The sequence below is a fragment of the Bacillus sp. LSHTCR4 genome (assembly GCF_057197025.1).
The window spans coordinates 546945-564641 of record NZ_JBXUNO010000001.1; the positions used below are offsets into that span (position 1 = coordinate 546945).

The following is a 17697-nucleotide window of genomic DNA, read 5'->3' on the forward strand; positions in this document are numbered from 1 at the left end:
AGAGATAAATGATGAAAATGACAGTAGACCAAAGATTTATGATGCCAGCGGATGTTGTAGAACGAGTGGAAGTATTAAGAAATAAACAAAGTAAGCGCGGCACATTATTACAATCAGTAAATAAATTTTTCGGTTTAGATACGAAAGAAGATTGTGTTTGGTTTTACGGTTTTTATGGAGTTGCTGTAAGTATTTTATTATTTATGGTGTTCACATCAAACATTTTCGATTTTCTCTTCGCGTAAGAAATATGCTATAAGGACATTACTACCGAATACATATATAAGGAAGTAAGGTAATCTTCTGAAGCGGGAGTTGGTAGTAATGGCGATGTTTCCTATAGAGCGTAACTATATTGGATATGGAAGTTCACGACCGGGAATTCCTCTTTCTAAAGTTAGGTTTATTGTAAGTCATGATACGGGGAATCCTGGTAGCAATGCGATAGGGAATCGAGATTATTTTAATGAAATACAACCGAAAGCCTCGGCACATACATTTATAGATGACAAAACAATATTAGAAATTATTCCTATAAATGAAGTTGCCTATCATGTTCGATATGGTGTGCCGACAGATAATGATTTATATGGGTATGATGCCAATAAGGCTGCCATTGGAGTGGAGCTTTGTTATGGTGGTGATGTTAACTTTTGGGAAGCATATACCCGTTTTACGTGGTATCATGCGTATTTATGTCAAAACTTCGGCTTGAATCCGAAAAAAGATATCGTTTCACATAAAACACTTGACCCAGCTAGAAAGATTGATCCTGAAAATGTATTAGGCAAACAAGGTATTAAATTTCAGCAGTTTTTAGCAGATGTCTATCGGATGTACGTTTCGTTTAGATGACAAATATATGAAAAATGAATACAATAAAGATAGGTGCCTACTGCTGTAAGTAGGTTTTTTCTTGTTTTTATAAATAGTGTATTGGTAGAAGACTAGGAGTGGACGAGTATGCAGAAAGAAACAGTTATTATAATCGGAGGCGGTCCGTGCGGATTAGCGGCTGCAATTTCGTTGCAAAAGGTAGGGATAAATCCGTTAGTAATTGAAAAAGGAAACATTGTAAATGCCATTTATAATTATCCGACTCATCAAACATTTTTCTCTTCTAGTGAAAAATTAGAAATTGGTGATGTAGCTTTTATTACAGAAAATCGTAAGCCAGTTCGAAATCAAGCGCTTGCGTATTATCGTGAAGTAGTAAGACGTAAATCTGTACGTGTAAATGCTTTTGAGCGAGTGGAGAAAGTTCAAAAAGATGGAGAAGTTTTTCAGGTTGAGACGACAAAGCGTGACGGAAGTAAGGAAATATATATAGCGAAATATATTGTTGTAGCAACTGGATATTATGACAATCCAAATTATATGAATGTTCCAGGTGAGGAATTGAAGAAAGTAGCTCACTATTTTAAAGAAGGACATCCTTATTTTGATCGAGATGTAGTAGTTATAGGTGGGAAAAACTCGAGTGTAGATGCCGCTTTAGAGCTTGTTAAAGCTGGTGCGCGTGTAACAGTTTTATATCGCGGAAGTGAGTATTCACCAAGCATAAAGCCGTGGATTTTGCCGGAGTTTGAGGCGTTAGTCCGAAATGGTACAATTCACATGCATTTCGGGGCTCATGTGAAAGAAATTACTGAACATACATTAACGTATACAGTTGATGGCGAGGCATATACAATCCAAAATGATTTTGTATTTGCGATGACTGGTTACCATCCTGATCATAGCTTCTTAACGAAAATGGGTGTTCGGATTGATGAAGAGACAGGACGTCCGATTTATACAGAGGATACGATGGAAACGAACGCTGAAAATATTTTCATTGCAGGTGTAATTGCTGCTGGAAATAATGCAAATGAAATATTTATTGAGAACGGTCGATTTCATGGAGATGCGCTTGCGCAAACCATTGCAACAAGGGAAATGTAAAAAGAAGCTGTCGAAATAAACTTCGACAGCTTCTTTTTTAATCGTGCATAAACATATTTTGGATTGCTTCATGAGAAGTTGTGTTCTCTAATGCAACTAATAATTTAATACGTGCTTTTTGAGCGTTTAAACCGTATGTGAATACAATACCCATATCTTTTAATTGTTTGCCGCCGCCTTCATATGAATATACATCTTGAACGATGCCGTTGAAACAGCGGGAAACTAATACGACGGGAATTCCTTTGTTTATTAGTCGTTCTAGACTAGGAAGTGTTCTTGGAGGTAAATTACCTTGTCCAAGCGCTTCAATAACAATACCGTCTACTGGAAGATTTTCAATTGCTGCTAACAATGTATCGTCCATACCAGCGTACGCTTTTAGAACGACTACATTTTTAGAAACTTTATTTACTGAATAGGTTTCGTGATGTACTAAAGCATGGTGGAATACAACACCACGTTTTGTTACCATACCGATTGGTCCATACTGTGGACTTTGGAATGTTGCTACATTACTTGTATGTGTTTTCGTTACATTTGTAGCGCAATGAATTTCGTCGTTTAATACGACTAAAACGCCTTTTTCAGCAGCTTCACTACTGCTAGCAACTTTTACAGCTGATAAGAAGTTATATAGACCATCAGCGCCTAATTCATTGCTAGAGCGCATTGCACCTGTTACAACGATCGGAATAGTTGCTTGTACTGTTAAATCTAAGAAATAGGCTGTTTCTTCTAATGTATCCGTACCATGCGTAATGACTACGCCATGAATGTTGTCTTGTTTTACTCTTTCATCAATAATGACTTGTAATTGTAACATTTCGCTCGGTGTCATATGAGGAGATGGTAGATGGAACACATCTTCAACGATTAAATCAACATCGCCTTCTAAATCAGGAATGAATTTTAAAAGAGGATTTTTTTCACCTGGTTGTACGACCCCAGTTTCTTTATCTTCCTCCATTGCAATTGTTCCACCTGTGTGTAAAACTAGGATTCTTTTCAATGCTTATACCCCTTTCAAGTAAAAAAATACATTTAGAACATAACATGTTTTGAGTAAATTCGACAATGGAAATGTATAAAAGTATGCCTCGAAAATGACAATAAAATGAACTGCTATATGTACGATGTATAAAATCGCGAAATGAAATGTGCAAATATAGTATAAGAGGGAGCAATTACGGTGAAAAAGATGGAGAGAATTTTTATTCGTATATTAATAATACAATTTATTTGTCTTTGTGTTGTGCAATTGTTATTTATACATAAGTCATCGGTAACATATTTATCGAAAATTGTTTATTATGAAGGTGTCATGGTAAAAAACAAAGCGAAAATCTTACAGGTGAATAGGTAGTTTTCATTTTCTTCTAGGAAGGATTATGCTACAATAATTGAGGATTTAATGACGTGAAGCAAATGAGAAGAAGCAGGAGAATACCTGCTTTTCGTTTTGTTTTATAAGTGAAAAAATGAGGTGTTACAATGGATAAACGAATTTCAATTGCTATAGATGGTCCAGCAGCTGCTGGAAAAAGTACAGTTGCGAAAGTTGTGGCGAAGAAACTTTCTTACGTTTATATTGATACAGGCGCAATGTATCGTACGCTTACATATGCAGCCCTTGAACAAAAAGTGGACATTGAAAATGAAGAGCAGTTAATGAAAGTTGTAAAAAATGTAAATATTGAGTTTCAGCAAGGGGAAAATACACAACTTGTATTTTTAAATGGACAAGATGTTTCTGAAGTAATTCGTACACCTGAGGTGACGAACCGAGTATCTATTGTGGCGAAACATCGCCTTGTTCGTGAAGAAATGGTACGTCGTCAACAAGAGTTAGCAGAAAAAGGCGGCGTTGTAATGGATGGCCGTGATATTGGTACACATGTGTTACCAGATGCTGAAGTGAAGATCTTTATGCTTGCTTCTGTTGAAGAAAGAGCAGAAAGAAGACATTTAGAAAATATGAATAAAGGTTTCGATTCTAATTTAGAGCAGTTAAAAGAAGAAATTGCACAGCGTGATAAATTAGATTCAGAACGCGAAGTTTCTCCTCTAAAAAAAGCTGATGATGCATTGGAATTAGATACAACTTCTTTATCAATTGAAGAAGTTGTCCAAAAAATTATGGGTATTGTTTCAGGAGTGTTTGCGAAATAAAGAAAGGGGGTAGCCTCTTTCTTTTTTGTTTATATAGAAATGTAAAAGATACGTGAATTGTGAGTCTCTTTCCTTGACAAATGATCGGATTTGTAAGAAGTTAGTTAAAGAGGAGTAAAACTGTCAGAATATATTCGCTATTATATTTCAAAACATACTTTCTTCAAGATGATTTTGCTGTATACTATTTATATAGGTTTAATATATTTTCTAGTGAAATGTATGAAGTTTAAGTATGTGATGATAAATTCTTAAACATGCAAATGAAAACAATTGTTTTCATTTCGTATATACATAAAAAATGCTTTGTCAATTCTGTAGGGAGGTATTTCCATGGTAGAGAAAATGAATGAAGAAGTTATGGATTCAAAAGAATTACAAGTTGGTGACGTTGTTACAGGTTCTGTAACGAAAGTTGAAGAGAAACAAGTGCTTGTAAACGTTGGATACAAAACAGATGGCGTAATTCCGATTAGTGAGTTAGCTAACGTTCATATTGAAAAAGCAAGCGATGTTGTAGAATTAGATCAAACACTAGAATTAAAGGTTATTAAGTTAGAAGAGGATGATCTTGTTTTATCTAAACGTGCTGTTGATGCAGAAAAAGCATGGGTAGAATTACAAGAGAAATTTACTTCTGGTCACGTATTTGATGTTACCGTAAAAGATATCGTGAATGGTGGATTAGTTGTGGACCTTGGTGTTCGTGGCTTTATACCAGCTTCACTTGTAGAAGTACATTATGTAGAAGATTTTACTGACTATAAAGGCAAAACATTAGCCGTGAAAATTGTTGAATTGGACCGTGAAAAAAATCGTGTGATCCTTTCGCATAAAGCGGTAGTAGAATTAGAACTAGATTCTAAGAAGAAAGAAGCAATTTCTTCATTAAAAGAAGGCGACGTTGTTGAAGGAACAGTACAACGACTAACGGATTTTGGTGCTTTCGTTAATGTTGGTGGTGTGGACGGTTTAGTTCATATTTCACAAATTTCACACGAACGTGTAGAGCAACCTTCCGAAGTATTAGAGCAAGGTCAAAAGGTAAAGGTGAAGGTGTTATCTGTGGATGCTGATACACAACGTATTTCTTTATCAATTAAAGCAGCTCAACCAGGACCTTGGGAAAATGTTGCTGGCGAAATAAAAGCTGGAGATATTCGTGAAGGAGTAGTAAAGCGTCTTGTTACATTCGGTGCATTCGTTGAAATTTTACCTGGCGTTGAAGGCCTTGTGCATGTATCTCAAATTGCAAATCGTCATGTGAAGAATCCAAATGAAGTATTGGAAATGGGACAAGAAGTAAAAGTGAAAGTGCTTGAAGTGCATGTAGCAGAGAAACGTATTTCTTTAAGTATAAAAGAAGCGCTTGAGGAAAATAATGTAATTGAGGATTACAGTCAGTATGAACCAAATGCTGATTCTGCTACTTTCCAATTAAGTGATATTATTGGTGAACAACTGAAAAAATTAAAGAAATAAAGAGGGGTACAAGTGGTAAGGGCAAAACGTAAATTAGATCATATTGAATACGCTCTTTCTACTGGTCAGTCTCGTACGCATGGCTTTCATGATATTGATTTTGTGCATCAAAGCTTGCCAAATTCAAGTTATGATACAATAACATGTGAAACAAAAATCGGCGAACTTTCACTAAGTTCGCCGATTTTTATCAATGCGATGACTGGTGGTGGAGGAGCGAAAACGTTACATATTAATGAGCAATTAGCATATGTAGCAAAACAACATAATCTTGCTATGGCTGTAGGATCGCAAATGGCTGCGTTAAAAGATGAAAGTGAGGCTGCTTCTTATAAGATTATTAGAAAGGTAAATCCAAATGGGATTTTCTTTGCTAATTTAGGTAGTGAGGCAACTATTGAACAGGCAGAGCGTGCCGTTGATATGATTGAAGCGAACGCATTGCAAATTCATTTAAATGTCATACAAGAGTTAACGATGCCAGAAGGAGACCGTGACTTTACTGGTGTGCTTCAGCGTATTGAGAAAATTGTTTTAAATAGTAAAGTTCCTGTCATTGTGAAAGAAGTTGGATTTGGGATGAGTAAGGAAACAATGCAACAGTTGGCGAGCATAGGTGTAACGGCAATTGATATTGGCGGACAAGGTGGTACGAATTTTGCTGCTGTTGAAAATGAAAGAAGACAGCGAATGCTTTCTTATTTTAATAACTGGGGCATACAAACAACAACCTCGATTATTGAAGCAACCTCTACAAATAATAACCTCTCTTTTATTGCATCTGGGGGTATACAAACAGCGCTTGACGTAGCGAAAGCAATCGCATTAGGGGCGCATACAACTGCGTTTGCTGGATACTTTTTACGTATTTTAATGCAAGATGGTATCGAGAAGTTAGTAGATGAAATTGATCTTTTACATACAGATTTGAAATTTATTATGACAGCTCTCGGTGCGAAGACGATAGAAGAGTTACAGTCTGTACCTCTTGTTGTAAAGGGCGAAACGTATCATTGGTTAACGCAGCGTGGAATTGATACGACGCATTATAGTAGAAGATAAAAAATCAACCAAACGGTTGATTTTTTTGTATTCTATTCGTTTTAGTAATATAAGGTGAGGGATAGAATTAATATTCTATAAAAATGAAATTATTAATATGTATAAATATTTTATTAAATAAGTTTTGATTAAAAATGTGGAAAGTGTGCTAATTAATTATTGAAGAAGATTTAATTTTGCCAAGGGAAAAGAGAGAAGAATAGAAATAAATTGTAGAAAGATTCGCATGTGAAATGTTATTTTGATATAAGTAAAATATGAGGGATATGTAAAAGACGGTTTCGTACAATATCGAAACCGTCTTTTTGTATTCATTAGTGCTGATTTTGCTTACGAGCTTGCTCTGGTGTATCCAGTCCAGTTGCCCCTGGATATTGTAGTGATTGGTCGCGGTCAGATTCAACGCGGCGTGATTCTCTTAGTTTTCGTTCTTGACGATCTTTACCCATAATGAATAGCACCTCCTTACTAAAAGTGTTGCTGTTATAGGAAAAAACTATGCGTAAAGAAAGAGGGATTAACTTTCATAAAAAGTTCCCATAATGGAAAACATAGGAGGTGAAATGATGGAAGGGAGTACTTTTTATTTTGTAGCTTGGATAGGGTGGATTGTCGTAACTTTTTTTATGAAAAAGGATTCTATTCGGTGGAAGATCAGCGCCTGTATATTGATTTTTATTATTTGCTCTCCGTTACATGTAACGATTGCTTCATTCACGGTATCAGTAAATGCACTTTTACTTTCTGTTGTTGCTTTTATAGGAATCGCACTATATTCTATTTGGAAAAAATTATATAGCTTACTTTCGGCACTTATTATTGCAATGTTATATACGAGTTTTCATTTGTTAGAAGTATATGATCCAATTTGGATTGTGGTGGACAGGTTGTTTTTGTTAAGTGGTGCACTTGTGTATGCATCGGTTTTATTACACGAAGATCGCATACTACGATTATGTTCTCTTTATATAGGAATGTTACAGGGAGAATTGCTAGTGACACTTATTTTTCGGAAACTACATTTTCCTTATGATTACGGAAGTTTGGCATTTTTTGATATCGTCGCCGTTTCTACATTTTTTATGGCAATTTTGTTTTGGATTGCGAAAGCATCAGTATATATGGAACAGTTTAAGAGGAAAACACGTAAAAGAAAGGCGAGGGTAATACATGATTGAATATACACCGGCCATTTTATGTGGCGTAATAGCGGGGACAGTAACGAGAGTGCTAATGCTCAGGACGGATACGCGGCAATATCCGACGAGACTTCACGGGAAAATTATTCATATTGCGATGGGGTTAATTGCAGCAGCTTTAGGAGCGATTGCAATTCCGTCCATATTGAAAAAAGATTTTTCTGCCATTACGTTTTTGACGTTAGCAGCAACACAGTTTCGTGATGTGCGTAATATGGAAAGAAATACATTGCAACAATTAGATGGTTATGAGCTCGTACCGCGTGGGAATACATACATTGAAGGAATTGCATTAGTTTTTGAAAGTCGCAACTATTTGGCGATGTTAACGTCGTTTGTGACGACGTTTGCGTATATAGGGTTCCGTTCATGGATTGCTGGAGTAATTATGGCAATCATCGCATTTTTTATTGCGAAAAAATTAATGTCTGGCAGAAGGTTGCATGATCTTGTTGATATAGAGCATGTTCCACTTCGTTTTGAAGGAGCAGGGCTATATATTGATAATATTTACATTATGAATATTGGATTGCCAGCAAGACAAGAGGAAATTATGAAATATGGAATGGGTTTTATTTTAAGGCCGAAAACAATTGATGCGATGGTGACAATCTCCAACTTAGGACAACGACAGGCTATTTTACATGATGTTTCTGTTGCTTTAGGGATTTATAGAGATTCTGGTACGCCGGCACTTGTTCCGTTAGCAAAGCGTGATTTAGAGGATGGTAGGGTTGGAATCTTTGTCTTGCCACAAGATCAAGATGCGGAGAAAGCGATAGGTGTCATAGGGAACGTGCCGACGTTAGAAAGTGCTGTTCATATGTCATCGGAAGCCCCGAAAGGAAGGGGAGATAAGAGATGATGTTAGAAAGTGTAATTCTTGCAGTTATTACAACGACCCCGGAGAAATTTGCTGGTGGTGCTCCTCTGTTTACTTGTGAATCGACAGAGGAATTAGAATTTGTTGCAAATAATTTAGAGGCAATTCTAGATGGTATTGCGCATCGCTTACAACAGAATGTATATATTATTGTGAAACATTAGCAACGTGTGTTATAATGTGAGGTGTTTTGATACGTTGAGAAATATTCTGGAATGCAAATCCCTTCTTGCACAAAGAAGGGTTTTTTACATAATAAACAGAAGCAAGTTGAAAGGATGAAAGTATATGCCGAAACCAGTAATAGCAATAGTAGGCCGCCCGAACGTAGGGAAATCTACTATTTTCAATAGAATTGTTGGAGAGAGAGTTTCAATCGTAGAAGATATTCCAGGTGTAACGCGCGATCGTATTTATAGCGCTGGAGAATGGTTAAATCATGAATTTAACATTATTGATACAGGTGGAATTGATATTGGAGACGAGCCATTTTTGACACAAATTCGTCAACAAGCTGAAGTAGCAATTGATGAAGCGGATGTTATCATTTTTATGACGAATGGTCGTGACGGTGTAACAGCAGCTGATGAAGAAGTTGCGAAAATATTATATCGTTCAAATAAACCAGTTGTACTTGCAGTAAATAAAGTGGACAATCCGGAAATGCGCAGTGACATTTATGATTTCTATGCATTAGGATTCGGTGAGCCATTCCCAATTTCAGGTACACATGGATTAGGATTAGGTGACTTATTAGACGAAGCTGCGCAGCATTTTCCAAAGATTGAAGAAGACGGATATGATGAAGATACAATTCGTTTCTCTTTAATTGGACGTCCAAACGTAGGGAAATCATCACTTGTAAATGCTCTGCTTGGTCAAGAGCGTGTAATTGTTAGTAATGTAGCAGGAACAACTCGTGATGCTGTCGATACACCATATAGTAAAGATGGAAAAGATTATGTAATTATCGATACAGCTGGTATGCGTAAAAAAGGGAAAGTGTATGAAAGTACAGAAAAGTATAGTGTACTTCGTGCACTAAGAGCGATTGAACGTTCTGACGTTGTTTTAGTCGTTTTAGACGGTGAAGAAGGAATTATTGAACAAGATAAAAAAATCGCTGGATACGCTCATGATTCAGGGCGAGCTGTCGTTATTGTTGTAAACAAATGGGACGCAGTGAAAAAAGACGAGAAAACAATGAAAGCATTTGAAGAAAACATCCGTGCTCATTTCCAATTTTTAGAGTACGCACCGATTGTATTCTTATCTGCGAAAACGAGAAAACGTACACAAACGTTAATACCGGTTATTGATGAGGTAAATGAAAGCCATAGTATCCGTATTCAAACGAATGTATTAAATGATGTAATTATGGATGCGGTAGCGATGAATCCAACGCCAACGCATAACGGTAGTCGTCTGAAGATTTTCTATGCAACACAAGTTGCGGTAAAACCACCAACATTTGTTGTGTTTGTAAACGATCCAGAATTATTGCACTTCTCATATGAGCGCTTCTTAAAGAATCGTTTACGTGAATCATTTGGCTTTGTAGGAACGCCGATTCACATTATCGCTAGAGCAAGAGACTAATGGAGAGGATGTGATTTTATGACAAAAATCACAGTAGTTGGAGCAGGTAGCTGGGGAACAGCGTTAGCGATGGTATTAGCTGACAATGGGCATGATGTACGTATTTGGGGAAATCGTTCTGAACTTATGGATGAGATTAATACAAAACATGAGAATAGTCGATACCTTCCGGGAATTACATTGCCAAGCACAATCGTAGCCTACTCTTCTTTAGAAGAAGCATTAGTAGATGTAAATGTAGTACTTCTTGTAGTACCAACGAAAGCGTATAGAGAAGTACTGCAAGATATGAAGAAATATGTAGCAGGCCCGACTACTTGGATTCATGCAAGTAAAGGAATTGAACCTGGTACGTCAAAACGTATTTCGGAAGTGATTGAGGAAGAAATTCCAGAGAACTTAATTAAAGACGTTGTTGTACTGTCTGGGCCGAGTCATGCTGAAGAAGTTGGTTTACGTCAAGAGACGACGGTTACGTCAGCGGCGAAGCGTATGGAAGCGGCTGAGGAAGTGCAAGACTTGTTTATGAATAGTTACTTCCGTGTATACACAAATCCGGATATCGTTGGAGTTGAACTTGGTGGTGCGTTAAAAAATATTATCGCATTAGCTGCAGGGATAACTGATGGACTTGGATTAGGTGATAATGCGAAAGCGGCATTAATGACGCGTGGTTTAACGGAGATTGCTCGTTTAGGAAGAAAAATGGGTGGAAATCCGTTAACGTTTGCTGGTCTAACTGGTATGGGGGACTTAATTGTAACTTGTACAAGTGTCCATAGCCGAAATTGGCGTGCTGGAAATATGCTTGGAAAAGGACACTCTTTAGAAGAAGTATTAGAAAGTATGGGTATGGTTGTAGAAGGTGTAAGAACAACGAAAGCTGCTCATGAATTAGCAGAGAAAATGGAAGTTGAAATGCCGATTACAGCAGCTTTATATGACGTGCTATTTAATGGGAATAATGTAAAAGACGCAGTAGGCTCATTAATGGGACGTGTTCGAAAACACGAAGTGGAAGCTATACCTGACTTACTGTAAAGAAAAGCGACAGAAGTACATTTGTACTTCTGTCGCTTTTTATTTTTTTGGGTCTTTTCACCATTTTTTTATTTTTGCATAGGATGAAGAGTAACTTGAGGAGAGGGTGAAAAGAATGGATAATAACATTTTTAATAACATTGAAAAAGAAGCGAAAGTGAATAAAGAAGATATTTTTAAATTAGCATCATCTGTACAAAATGCGAATTTACGTGATGAGACTGTGCTTCGTCAATTGATTCATCAAGTGGCTCTTATGGCAGGACGTGAAGTGCCGAAAGAACAAGAGGATCAAATTGTAAAAGCGATTATTAACAATAATATGCCGGCAGATTTTGGCTCGTTAAGCAAAATGTTTAAAAAATAAAATATGAGAAACAAAGAGTTTGTAGATTGCATATGATAGCCATGAAAGTATGGGAATAGAGCTGTTTTGGGCATATTTGGTCAACCGAAGCGAGAGATACACTCGCTTCGGTTTTTATGTTTATGTAGATTAGTGAGAAATGCTGAAAAACCTATTGATTAAAGTTACATATTCGCAATTTGTAGTAAAATGTTCTTTTTGTATTTGTTTAAAGATTTTAATTTGTTAAAATAGTATAAAAATAGATTGATAAAAAGGGGTGTGTATATGTCGGAAGGGCTTATAAAAATGTGGTTTGCTTTAGGGGCAATTGGCTTTATGTTTTTTGCAGTAAGTTTTATTTTGCTAAGCAGATATAAAATAAAGAATAAAATTTTGAAAGGGATTACAGCATTGGTAGCCTACACCCTTATGGTTGTGTCAGGAATTGTTATTTTTCTTGTTGTATTTAGTGGACCGGTACAGCAGTAAAGGGGATGGTCTCGAAAATGCTACATACGGAGCAAGTTATATTAGTATGAAAAGGTGATTACTAGTGAAAAAAATCCATATTATTTTAATATTTTGTTGTATCAGCCTTTTAACAGGATGTCTGTATCCAAAAGAAAATATGAAACAAAATGCTGTCCCTTATGAAGATCAGCTACAGGTCGTTCAAAAAGCTGTTGCGACATTTAAGGAGCAAAATAGTGGGATATTGCCAATTAAGACGCGGGATATGAATACGCCTATTTATCAAAAGTATCCAATCGATTTTCAAAAAATTTCTCCGCGTTACATACAAGAAGCGCCAGGGAACGCGTATGAAAGCGGGGGAGTATATCAATACGTATTAATAGACGTTGAAACAAACCCGACAGTAAAGTTAATTGATGTTAGGATGGCTGAACAAATTCAGGAATTATCTTTAAAGCTTCGGATGTATCGAGATGAACATCAATATCCACCTTTTAAAAAGGTAATTTCAGATGGTGTGTATGAATTAGATTTCAAAAAACTAGGATATAAAGATGTACCGCAAGTGACAAGTCCTTATTCTGGTAAAGGACTACCATTTGTAATCAACGAAAAAGGAGAACTTTTTGTTGATTATAGAATTGACTTATATGAAGCGTTGAAAAAGAATGAAGGGCAATTTAAGGAGGGAGAAGATATCCGAAATATCCTTTCGAAAGATTCTCCATTTGTACCTGCGTATTCTTTGCCGTATACGGTAAAGGATGGAGAACCAATTTTTTTAAAATCATAAGTCATGAACCTTTCTTTTAGTGAATAAGTTCTAGAAGAAAGGTTTTTTATGTTACACAACTTGCGATGCAAACAAAAGGTATTTTTTTAATAGTCATATGAAATTGGACAAAATTATATGATATATTGTCCGAACTTCTAGAATACCATTATATTATATCAGATATTATAGGCAACGTTAGAGAAGGTATTAGTTGACTATAAACGTGGAATTATTCCCAAAAATATTGAGGGAGGGAATCACTTGGAAAAGGTAGATATTTTTAAAGATATTGCGGAACGCACAGGCGGTGATATTTATTTTGGAGTTGTAGGAGCTGTTCGAACAGGGAAATCAACATTCATTAAAAAATTTATGGAACTTGTAGTTATCCCTAATATTGAGAATGAGTCTGACCGTCAAAGGGCGCAGGATGAGCTGCCTCAAAGTGCTGCTGGCCGTACAATTATGACGACGGAACCTAAATTTGTTCCAAACCAAGCGGTTTCTATTGAAGTAGATGAAGGTCTTGAAGTGAATATTCGATTAGTAGATTGCGTCGGATATACAGTTCCAGGAGCAAAAGGTTATGAAGATGAGAATGGCCCGCGCATGATTAATACTCCTTGGTATGAAGAGCCTATTCCATTCCATGAAGCTGCAGAAATTGGAACACGTAAAGTAATTCAAGAACATTCAACAATTGGTGTTGTGATTACAACAGATGGAACGATTGGTGAAATTCCAAGAAGAGATTATATAGAGGCAGAAGAACGCGTCGTAAATGAGTTAAAAGAAGTCGGAAAACCTTTCATTATGATCATTAACACTGTACAGCCGTATCATCCAGATACAGAGCAATTGCGCCAAAGTTTATCTGAAGAATATGATATCCCAGTTATTGCGATGAGTGTCGAAAGTTTGAGAGAAACAGATGTGTACAATGTGCTTAGAGAGGCGTTATTTGAGTTCCCTGTTTTAGAAGTGAATGTGAACCTTCCAAGCTGGGTAATGGTGCTAAATGAAGGGCATTGGTTACGTCAGAGTTATCAAGAAGCTGTTCAAGAGACTGTCAAGGATATAAAACGTCTTCGTGATGTAGACCGTGTCGTATGGCAGTTTAGTCAGTATGAATTTATTGATCGAGCGAGCCTAGCTGGCATTGATATGGGGCAAGGCGTAGCAGAGATTGATTTATATGCACCAGATGAATTATATGATCAAATTTTAAAAGAAGTAGTAGGGGTAGAAATTCGAGGGAAAGATCATTTATTGAAGCTTATGCTCGATTTATCTCATGCGAAAATAGAATATGATCAAGTGGCGGATGCCCTGCGCATGGTAAAACAAACAGGATATGGTGTAGCCGCGCCTGCGTTAGCTGACATGAGCTTAGATGAGCCAGAAATTATTCGTCACGGTTCAAGGTTTGGTGTGAAATTAAAAGCTGTAGCACCATCTATTCATATGATTAAAGTTGATGTGGAGTCCACGTTTGAGCCAATTATTGGTACTGAAAAACAAAGTGAAGAACTCGTTCGTTACTTAATGCAAGATTTTGAAGATGATCCATTATCAATTTGGAATTCTGATATATTTGGACGTTCGCTTAGCTCTATTGTTCGGGAAGGCATTCAAGCGAAACTATCTTTAATGCCAGAAAATGCGAGATATAAATTAAAAGAAACGCTAGAAAGAATTATTAATGAAGGATCTGGCGGATTAATTGCGATTATATTATAAGAAAAAATCCCTCTCATCGTAGAGGGATTTTTTTAATTTTCGCATATAGAATAGGAAAATAAACAGTCATTATCTAATATATTGTTGTAAATTGTCAAGTTTCATCAGATTTTCACATTTTAAGAGTAACAATTTCCTTAAAAATATTGAATTATAAAGGAGAATCGTATAATATAGGCGTTGATAATGATTTATCTACATCTTTGTAGTATAGAATTTGCAAAAATTGCCTACAAATGAAAGTAAGACTCATTTTATGATCATTATACAGTCTTATCTTTGGGAGGAGGTGAATGGCATGAACAAGACAGATTTAATCAATGCTGTTGCAGAAGCAAGTTCCCTTTCTAAAAAGGACGCAACAAAAGCAGTAGACGCTGTTTTTGATTCTATCTTAGAAGCTTTAAAACAAGGTGATAAAGTACAACTGATCGGATTCGGTAACTTCGAAGTTCGTGAGCGTGCGGCTCGTAAAGGTCGTAACCCACAAACAGGTGAGGAGATTGAAATCGCTGCAAGTAAAGTACCTGCATTCAAACCTGGTAAAGCGTTAAAAGATGCGGTTAAATAATCCTTACATATTAACAGGGAAGAAGAGTTTCCTTTTTGGAAACTCTTCTTTTTGCTTTTAAAAACATAAATATGCTAGAATGTGTTCGTATCACTTTTAGGTTTTCGGGAGGGCTAGCGGATGGCAAAAGTTAATTTAGAACAAATTGAACATGCAGTACGCCTTATTTTAGAGGCAATCGGAGATGACCCAAATCGTGAGGGAGTACTTGATACACCAAAGCGTGTTGCAAAAATGTACGCAGAAGTGTTCTCAGGTATGCATGAAGATCCGAAAGAACATTTGCACAAAGTGTTCGGGGAAGATCACGAGGAGCTTGTACTAGTAAAAGATATACCGTTTTATTCGATGTGTGAGCATCATTTAGTTCCATTCTATGGAGTTGCTCACGTTGCATATATTCCGCAAGGCGGAAAAGTAACAGGGTTAAGTAAATTAGCTCGTACTGTAGATACAATTGCACGTCGTCCACAACTGCAAGAACGTATTACATCAACAGTAGCGAACTCTATTATGGAAGTACTAGAGCCGCATGGTGTAATGGTAGTAGTAGAAGCGGAACATATGTGTATGACAATGCGCGGTGTGAAAAAGCCAGGTGCAAAAACAGTAACAACAGCAGTACGTGGTGTACTAGAAAATGATGCTGCAGCACGTAGTGAAATTTTATCTTTTATTAAAACGAAGTAAAGAAAAGTGGGAAACTGCTTTTCTTTTTTTTTTTTTTGTAAATAAATGATATAGTTTTAGCAAGGCAGAGTGAGAATAGAAAGACTATGTAAAAGAATAGCAGATGTTATTTAGTTCGATAGAAGTTTGGAAAGAGTAGCCAAGTTTTGGTTATAGAAAATAGAGTGTATGTGTTATAATAAGTTTTATGAATTAGAAAACAAGGGTGATTTTTGTGTGTGACATCTACGGAGGGTATGCGGGTATAAGAGAGAAATTGATGGTGAAATTACGCCATCCTTATTTTATAAACTATATTGAAGAACCGTTTATTGATGAAGAGAAAATAGCATTGTTATACGGTGCTTTAAAAGGTGCAAATTTACATATAGAACAAATTGAGCATTATGTAGTAACGATTATGCTTGTGCAAATTGCGCTTGATACACATGAAAGAGTATCAAATAAAGCAGGAGAAGAAGCAAATGAATCGCATAAGCGTCGCCAGTTAACAGTACTTGCAGGCGATTATTATAGTGGGTTATATTATTACTTATTGTCTATGAATCGTGATATTGTTTTAATTCGTGCGCTTGCTGAAGGAATTAAAGAAATTAATGAACACAAAATAATGTTATATCAAAAAGCGCATAAAACGATGGATGACATAAAGGAAAGTGTAGTAACAATTGAGTCTGCACTTTTGCAAAAAACATGTGATCATTTTCATTTATCGCATTGGAAGCCGTTTATAGCGTATGTACTAGGAAAAAATCGTCTTCAAAAAGAATGTGAACTACATGTTGATAAACAACATTCACCTGTTTTTCAAGCGGTTCAAGGGATTGTGAACGATAAAGCGGATGCAGAAGCAGTTATGAGTGGATGGGTGATGGAACTCGGAAAGAAAGAAAATCAATTTTTAGAAAATCACACAGATATAAGCGAAATAAACTCTGTGTTAAGAGATAAATCGAAGACATAAGCAACTTTACATTGGAAGAAGGTACGAGCATGCAACAATCAAAAGAAGAAAGAGTACATGATGTATTTGAGAAAATCTCTGACAAATACGATGTAATGAATTCTGTAATTAGTTTTCAAAGGCATAAAGCGTGGCGTAAAGAGACGATGCGCATTATGGATGTAAAACCAGGTAATAAAGCACTTGATGTATGCTGCGGGACAGCGGACTGGACAATTGCGCTAGCTGGAGCGGTGGGTGAACAGGGCAAGGTTGTTGGTTTAGACTTCAGTGAAAATATGTTATCTGTTGGTAAACAAAAGGTAGAGGCGTTACAATTAAAACAAGTAGAACTTCTACACGGGAATGCAATGGAACTTCCATTTGAAGATAACACATTTGATTATGTAACGATTGGATTTGGTTTACGTAACGTACCGGATTATATGCACGTATTAAAAGAAATGACGCGTGTAGTAAAACCGGGTGGAAAAGTAATATGTTTAGAAACATCTCAACCAACAATGATTGGTTTTCGACAAGGTTATATTTTATACTTTAAATATATCATGCCGTTATTTGGAAAGTTATTTGCGAAAAGTTATAAAGAATATTCATGGTTGCAAGAATCTGCTAGTACATTCCCAGGGATGAAAGAATTGGCTAATATGTTCGAAAAAGCTGGACTTGAACGTGTGCAAGTGAAGCCATTTACTTTTGGGGTAGCAGCGATGCATTTAGGTATGAAACCAGAATCAAAATAGAAAAAAGAA

At 36.4% G+C, this 17697-nt stretch carries 22 protein-coding genes; 20 read left to right on the top strand and 2 right to left on the bottom strand.

Going from position 1 to position 17697, the window contains the following annotated elements:
* Positions 1 to 8 precede the first annotated feature (8 nt).
* The 3 genes from AC2CGR_RS02825 (at position 9) to AC2CGR_RS02835 (ending at position 1944) form a co-directional block, all read left to right on the top strand.
* The gene (locus AC2CGR_RS02825) at positions 9 to 245 is read left to right on the top strand and encodes a DUF3961 domain-containing protein (protein ID WP_001983018.1); all 237 of its coding nucleotides are present in this window, start codon (positions 9 to 11) and stop codon (positions 243 to 245) included.
* A gap of 79 nt (positions 246 to 324) precedes the next feature.
* The gene (locus tag AC2CGR_RS02830; protein WP_001240643.1) at positions 325 to 855 is read left to right on the top strand and encodes a peptidoglycan recognition protein family protein; all 531 of its coding nucleotides are present in this window, start codon (positions 325 to 327) and stop codon (positions 853 to 855) included.
* A 108-nt stretch (positions 856 to 963) separates the two neighbouring features.
* Positions 964 to 1944, top strand: a complete 981-nt coding sequence (locus AC2CGR_RS02835) for a YpdA family putative bacillithiol disulfide reductase (protein WP_131101761.1) — start codon at positions 964 to 966, stop codon at positions 1942 to 1944.
* Positions 1945 to 1981: 37 nt separating this feature from the next.
* On the opposite strand, the gene ansA is transcribed toward AC2CGR_RS02835, so the two are convergent.
* Entirely contained in the window at positions 1982 to 2956 is a 975-nt protein-coding gene (gene ansA, locus AC2CGR_RS02840) for an asparaginase (protein WP_000822020.1), read from the bottom strand.
* Between the two features lie 180 nt (positions 2957 to 3136).
* On the opposite strand from ansA, the gene AC2CGR_RS02845 reads away from it, so the two are divergent.
* From AC2CGR_RS02845 to AC2CGR_RS02860, 4 genes are all read left to right on the top strand, one after another.
* Positions 3137 to 3310, top strand: a complete 174-nt coding sequence (locus tag AC2CGR_RS02845) for a YpfB family protein (protein ID WP_087964731.1) — start codon at positions 3137 to 3139, stop codon at positions 3308 to 3310.
* Positions 3311 to 3438: 128 nt separating this feature from the next.
* Complete coding sequence (gene cmk, locus AC2CGR_RS02850) at positions 3439 to 4116, top strand: (d)CMP kinase (protein ID WP_131101765.1); 678 nt, start codon at positions 3439 to 3441, stop codon at positions 4114 to 4116.
* Between the two features lie 333 nt (positions 4117 to 4449).
* Positions 4450 to 5598 carry a 30S ribosomal protein S1 gene (gene rpsA, locus AC2CGR_RS02855; protein ID WP_000229567.1) on the top strand — a complete coding sequence of 383 codons (1149 nt, stop codon included), beginning with the start codon at positions 4450 to 4452 and terminating at the stop codon, positions 5596 to 5598.
* A 12-nt stretch (positions 5599 to 5610) separates the two neighbouring features.
* A complete protein-coding gene (locus AC2CGR_RS02860) occupies positions 5611 to 6660 on the top strand; it encodes a type 2 isopentenyl-diphosphate Delta-isomerase (RefSeq protein ID WP_029440680.1) in 1050 nt (349 codons plus the stop codon).
* Positions 6661 to 6974: 314 nt separating this feature from the next.
* Here the strand turns inward: AC2CGR_RS02860 and AC2CGR_RS02865 are convergent, their stop codons facing one another.
* Entirely contained in the window at positions 6975 to 7109 is a 135-nt protein-coding gene (locus AC2CGR_RS02865; RefSeq protein WP_000513900.1) for a YpzI family protein, read from the bottom strand.
* Between the two features lie 117 nt (positions 7110 to 7226).
* Between AC2CGR_RS02865 and AC2CGR_RS02870 the strand changes: the two genes are divergently transcribed.
* The 13 genes from AC2CGR_RS02870 (at position 7227) to menG (ending at position 17688) form a co-directional block, all read left to right on the top strand.
* Entirely contained in the window at positions 7227 to 7838 is a 612-nt protein-coding gene (locus AC2CGR_RS02870; protein WP_000399228.1) for a YphA family membrane protein, read from the top strand.
* Positions 7831 to 8724 (top strand): YIEGIA family protein, encoded by an 894-nt coding sequence (locus AC2CGR_RS02875; RefSeq protein WP_270185353.1) that lies wholly within the window; start codon positions 7831 to 7833, stop codon positions 8722 to 8724. Before AC2CGR_RS02870 ends, AC2CGR_RS02875 begins: the two co-directional genes overlap by 8 nt.
* Entirely contained in the window at positions 8721 to 8906 is a 186-nt protein-coding gene (locus AC2CGR_RS02880; protein ID WP_087964738.1) for a capping complex subunit for YIEGIA, read from the top strand. The genes AC2CGR_RS02875 and AC2CGR_RS02880 overlap by 4 nt, the downstream gene beginning before the upstream one ends.
* A gap of 124 nt (positions 8907 to 9030) precedes the next feature.
* Positions 9031 to 10341, top strand: a complete 1311-nt coding sequence (gene der / locus AC2CGR_RS02885) for a ribosome biogenesis GTPase Der (RefSeq protein WP_001125893.1) — start codon at positions 9031 to 9033, stop codon at positions 10339 to 10341.
* A gap of 18 nt (positions 10342 to 10359) precedes the next feature.
* The gene (locus AC2CGR_RS02890) at positions 10360 to 11382 is read left to right on the top strand and encodes an NAD(P)H-dependent glycerol-3-phosphate dehydrogenase (protein ID WP_029440681.1); all 1023 of its coding nucleotides are present in this window, start codon (positions 10360 to 10362) and stop codon (positions 11380 to 11382) included.
* A gap of 115 nt (positions 11383 to 11497) precedes the next feature.
* Positions 11498 to 11749 (top strand): stage VI sporulation protein F, encoded by a 252-nt coding sequence (locus tag AC2CGR_RS02895; protein ID WP_000369753.1) that lies wholly within the window; start codon positions 11498 to 11500, stop codon positions 11747 to 11749.
* 267 nt (positions 11750 to 12016) lie between these two features.
* The gene (locus tag AC2CGR_RS02900) at positions 12017 to 12220 is read left to right on the top strand and encodes a DUF2768 domain-containing protein (protein ID WP_001288997.1); all 204 of its coding nucleotides are present in this window, start codon (positions 12017 to 12019) and stop codon (positions 12218 to 12220) included.
* A gap of 64 nt (positions 12221 to 12284) precedes the next feature.
* On the top strand, positions 12285 to 12998 hold the full coding sequence (locus AC2CGR_RS02905; protein WP_048527031.1) for a hypothetical protein: 714 nt from the start codon (positions 12285 to 12287) through the stop codon (positions 12996 to 12998).
* Between the two features lie 243 nt (positions 12999 to 13241).
* A complete protein-coding gene (gene spoIVA, locus AC2CGR_RS02910; RefSeq protein ID WP_000416519.1) occupies positions 13242 to 14720 on the top strand; it encodes a stage IV sporulation protein A in 1479 nt (492 codons plus the stop codon).
* Between the two features lie 298 nt (positions 14721 to 15018).
* Positions 15019 to 15291 (top strand): HU family DNA-binding protein, encoded by a 273-nt coding sequence (locus AC2CGR_RS02915; RefSeq protein WP_001043860.1) that lies wholly within the window; start codon positions 15019 to 15021, stop codon positions 15289 to 15291.
* A gap of 120 nt (positions 15292 to 15411) precedes the next feature.
* A complete protein-coding gene (gene folE, locus AC2CGR_RS02920) occupies positions 15412 to 15981 on the top strand; it encodes a GTP cyclohydrolase I FolE (RefSeq protein WP_001151482.1) in 570 nt (189 codons plus the stop codon).
* A gap of 214 nt (positions 15982 to 16195) precedes the next feature.
* Entirely contained in the window at positions 16196 to 16945 is a 750-nt protein-coding gene (locus tag AC2CGR_RS02925; protein ID WP_131102719.1) for a heptaprenyl diphosphate synthase component 1, read from the top strand.
* A 29-nt stretch (positions 16946 to 16974) separates the two neighbouring features.
* Positions 16975 to 17688: a 2-heptaprenyl-1,4-naphthoquinone methyltransferase gene (gene menG / locus AC2CGR_RS02930; RefSeq protein WP_001187661.1), complete on the top strand. Its 714-nt coding sequence runs from the start codon at positions 16975 to 16977 to the stop codon at positions 17686 to 17688.
* Positions 17689 to 17697 lie beyond the last annotated feature (9 nt).

Bases quoted from the DNA above. Each gene is read 5' to 3' on its own strand.
- AC2CGR_RS02825 (WP_001983018.1), top strand. From the start codon at position 9: ATGATGAAAATGACAGTAGACCAAAGATTTATGATGCCAGCGGATGTT.
- AC2CGR_RS02830 (WP_001240643.1), top strand. From the start codon at position 325: ATGGCGATGTTTCCTATAGAGCGTAACTATATTGGATATGGAAGTTCA.
- AC2CGR_RS02835 (WP_131101761.1), top strand. From the start codon at position 964: ATGCAGAAAGAAACAGTTATTATAATCGGAGGCGGTCCGTGCGGATTA.
- cmk (WP_131101765.1), top strand. From the start codon at position 3,439: ATGGATAAACGAATTTCAATTGCTATAGATGGTCCAGCAGCTGCTGGA.
- rpsA (WP_000229567.1), top strand. From the start codon at position 4,450: ATGGTAGAGAAAATGAATGAAGAAGTTATGGATTCAAAAGAATTACAA.
- AC2CGR_RS02865 (WP_000513900.1), bottom strand. From the start codon at position 7,109: ATGGGTAAAGATCGTCAAGAACGAAAACTAAGAGAATCACGCCGCGTT.
- AC2CGR_RS02870 (WP_000399228.1), top strand. From the start codon at position 7,227: ATGGAAGGGAGTACTTTTTATTTTGTAGCTTGGATAGGGTGGATTGTC.
- AC2CGR_RS02875 (WP_270185353.1), top strand. From the start codon at position 7,831: ATGATTGAATATACACCGGCCATTTTATGTGGCGTAATAGCGGGGACA.
- AC2CGR_RS02880 (WP_087964738.1), top strand. From the start codon at position 8,721: ATGATGTTAGAAAGTGTAATTCTTGCAGTTATTACAACGACCCCGGAG.
- der (WP_001125893.1), top strand. From the start codon at position 9,031: ATGCCGAAACCAGTAATAGCAATAGTAGGCCGCCCGAACGTAGGGAAA.
- AC2CGR_RS02890 (WP_029440681.1), top strand. From the start codon at position 10,360: ATGACAAAAATCACAGTAGTTGGAGCAGGTAGCTGGGGAACAGCGTTA.
- AC2CGR_RS02895 (WP_000369753.1), top strand. From the start codon at position 11,498: ATGGATAATAACATTTTTAATAACATTGAAAAAGAAGCGAAAGTGAAT.
- AC2CGR_RS02900 (WP_001288997.1), top strand. From the start codon at position 12,017: ATGTCGGAAGGGCTTATAAAAATGTGGTTTGCTTTAGGGGCAATTGGC.
- AC2CGR_RS02915 (WP_001043860.1), top strand. From the start codon at position 15,019: ATGAACAAGACAGATTTAATCAATGCTGTTGCAGAAGCAAGTTCCCTT.
- folE (WP_001151482.1), top strand. From the start codon at position 15,412: ATGGCAAAAGTTAATTTAGAACAAATTGAACATGCAGTACGCCTTATT.
- menG (WP_001187661.1), top strand. From the start codon at position 16,975: ATGCAACAATCAAAAGAAGAAAGAGTACATGATGTATTTGAGAAAATC.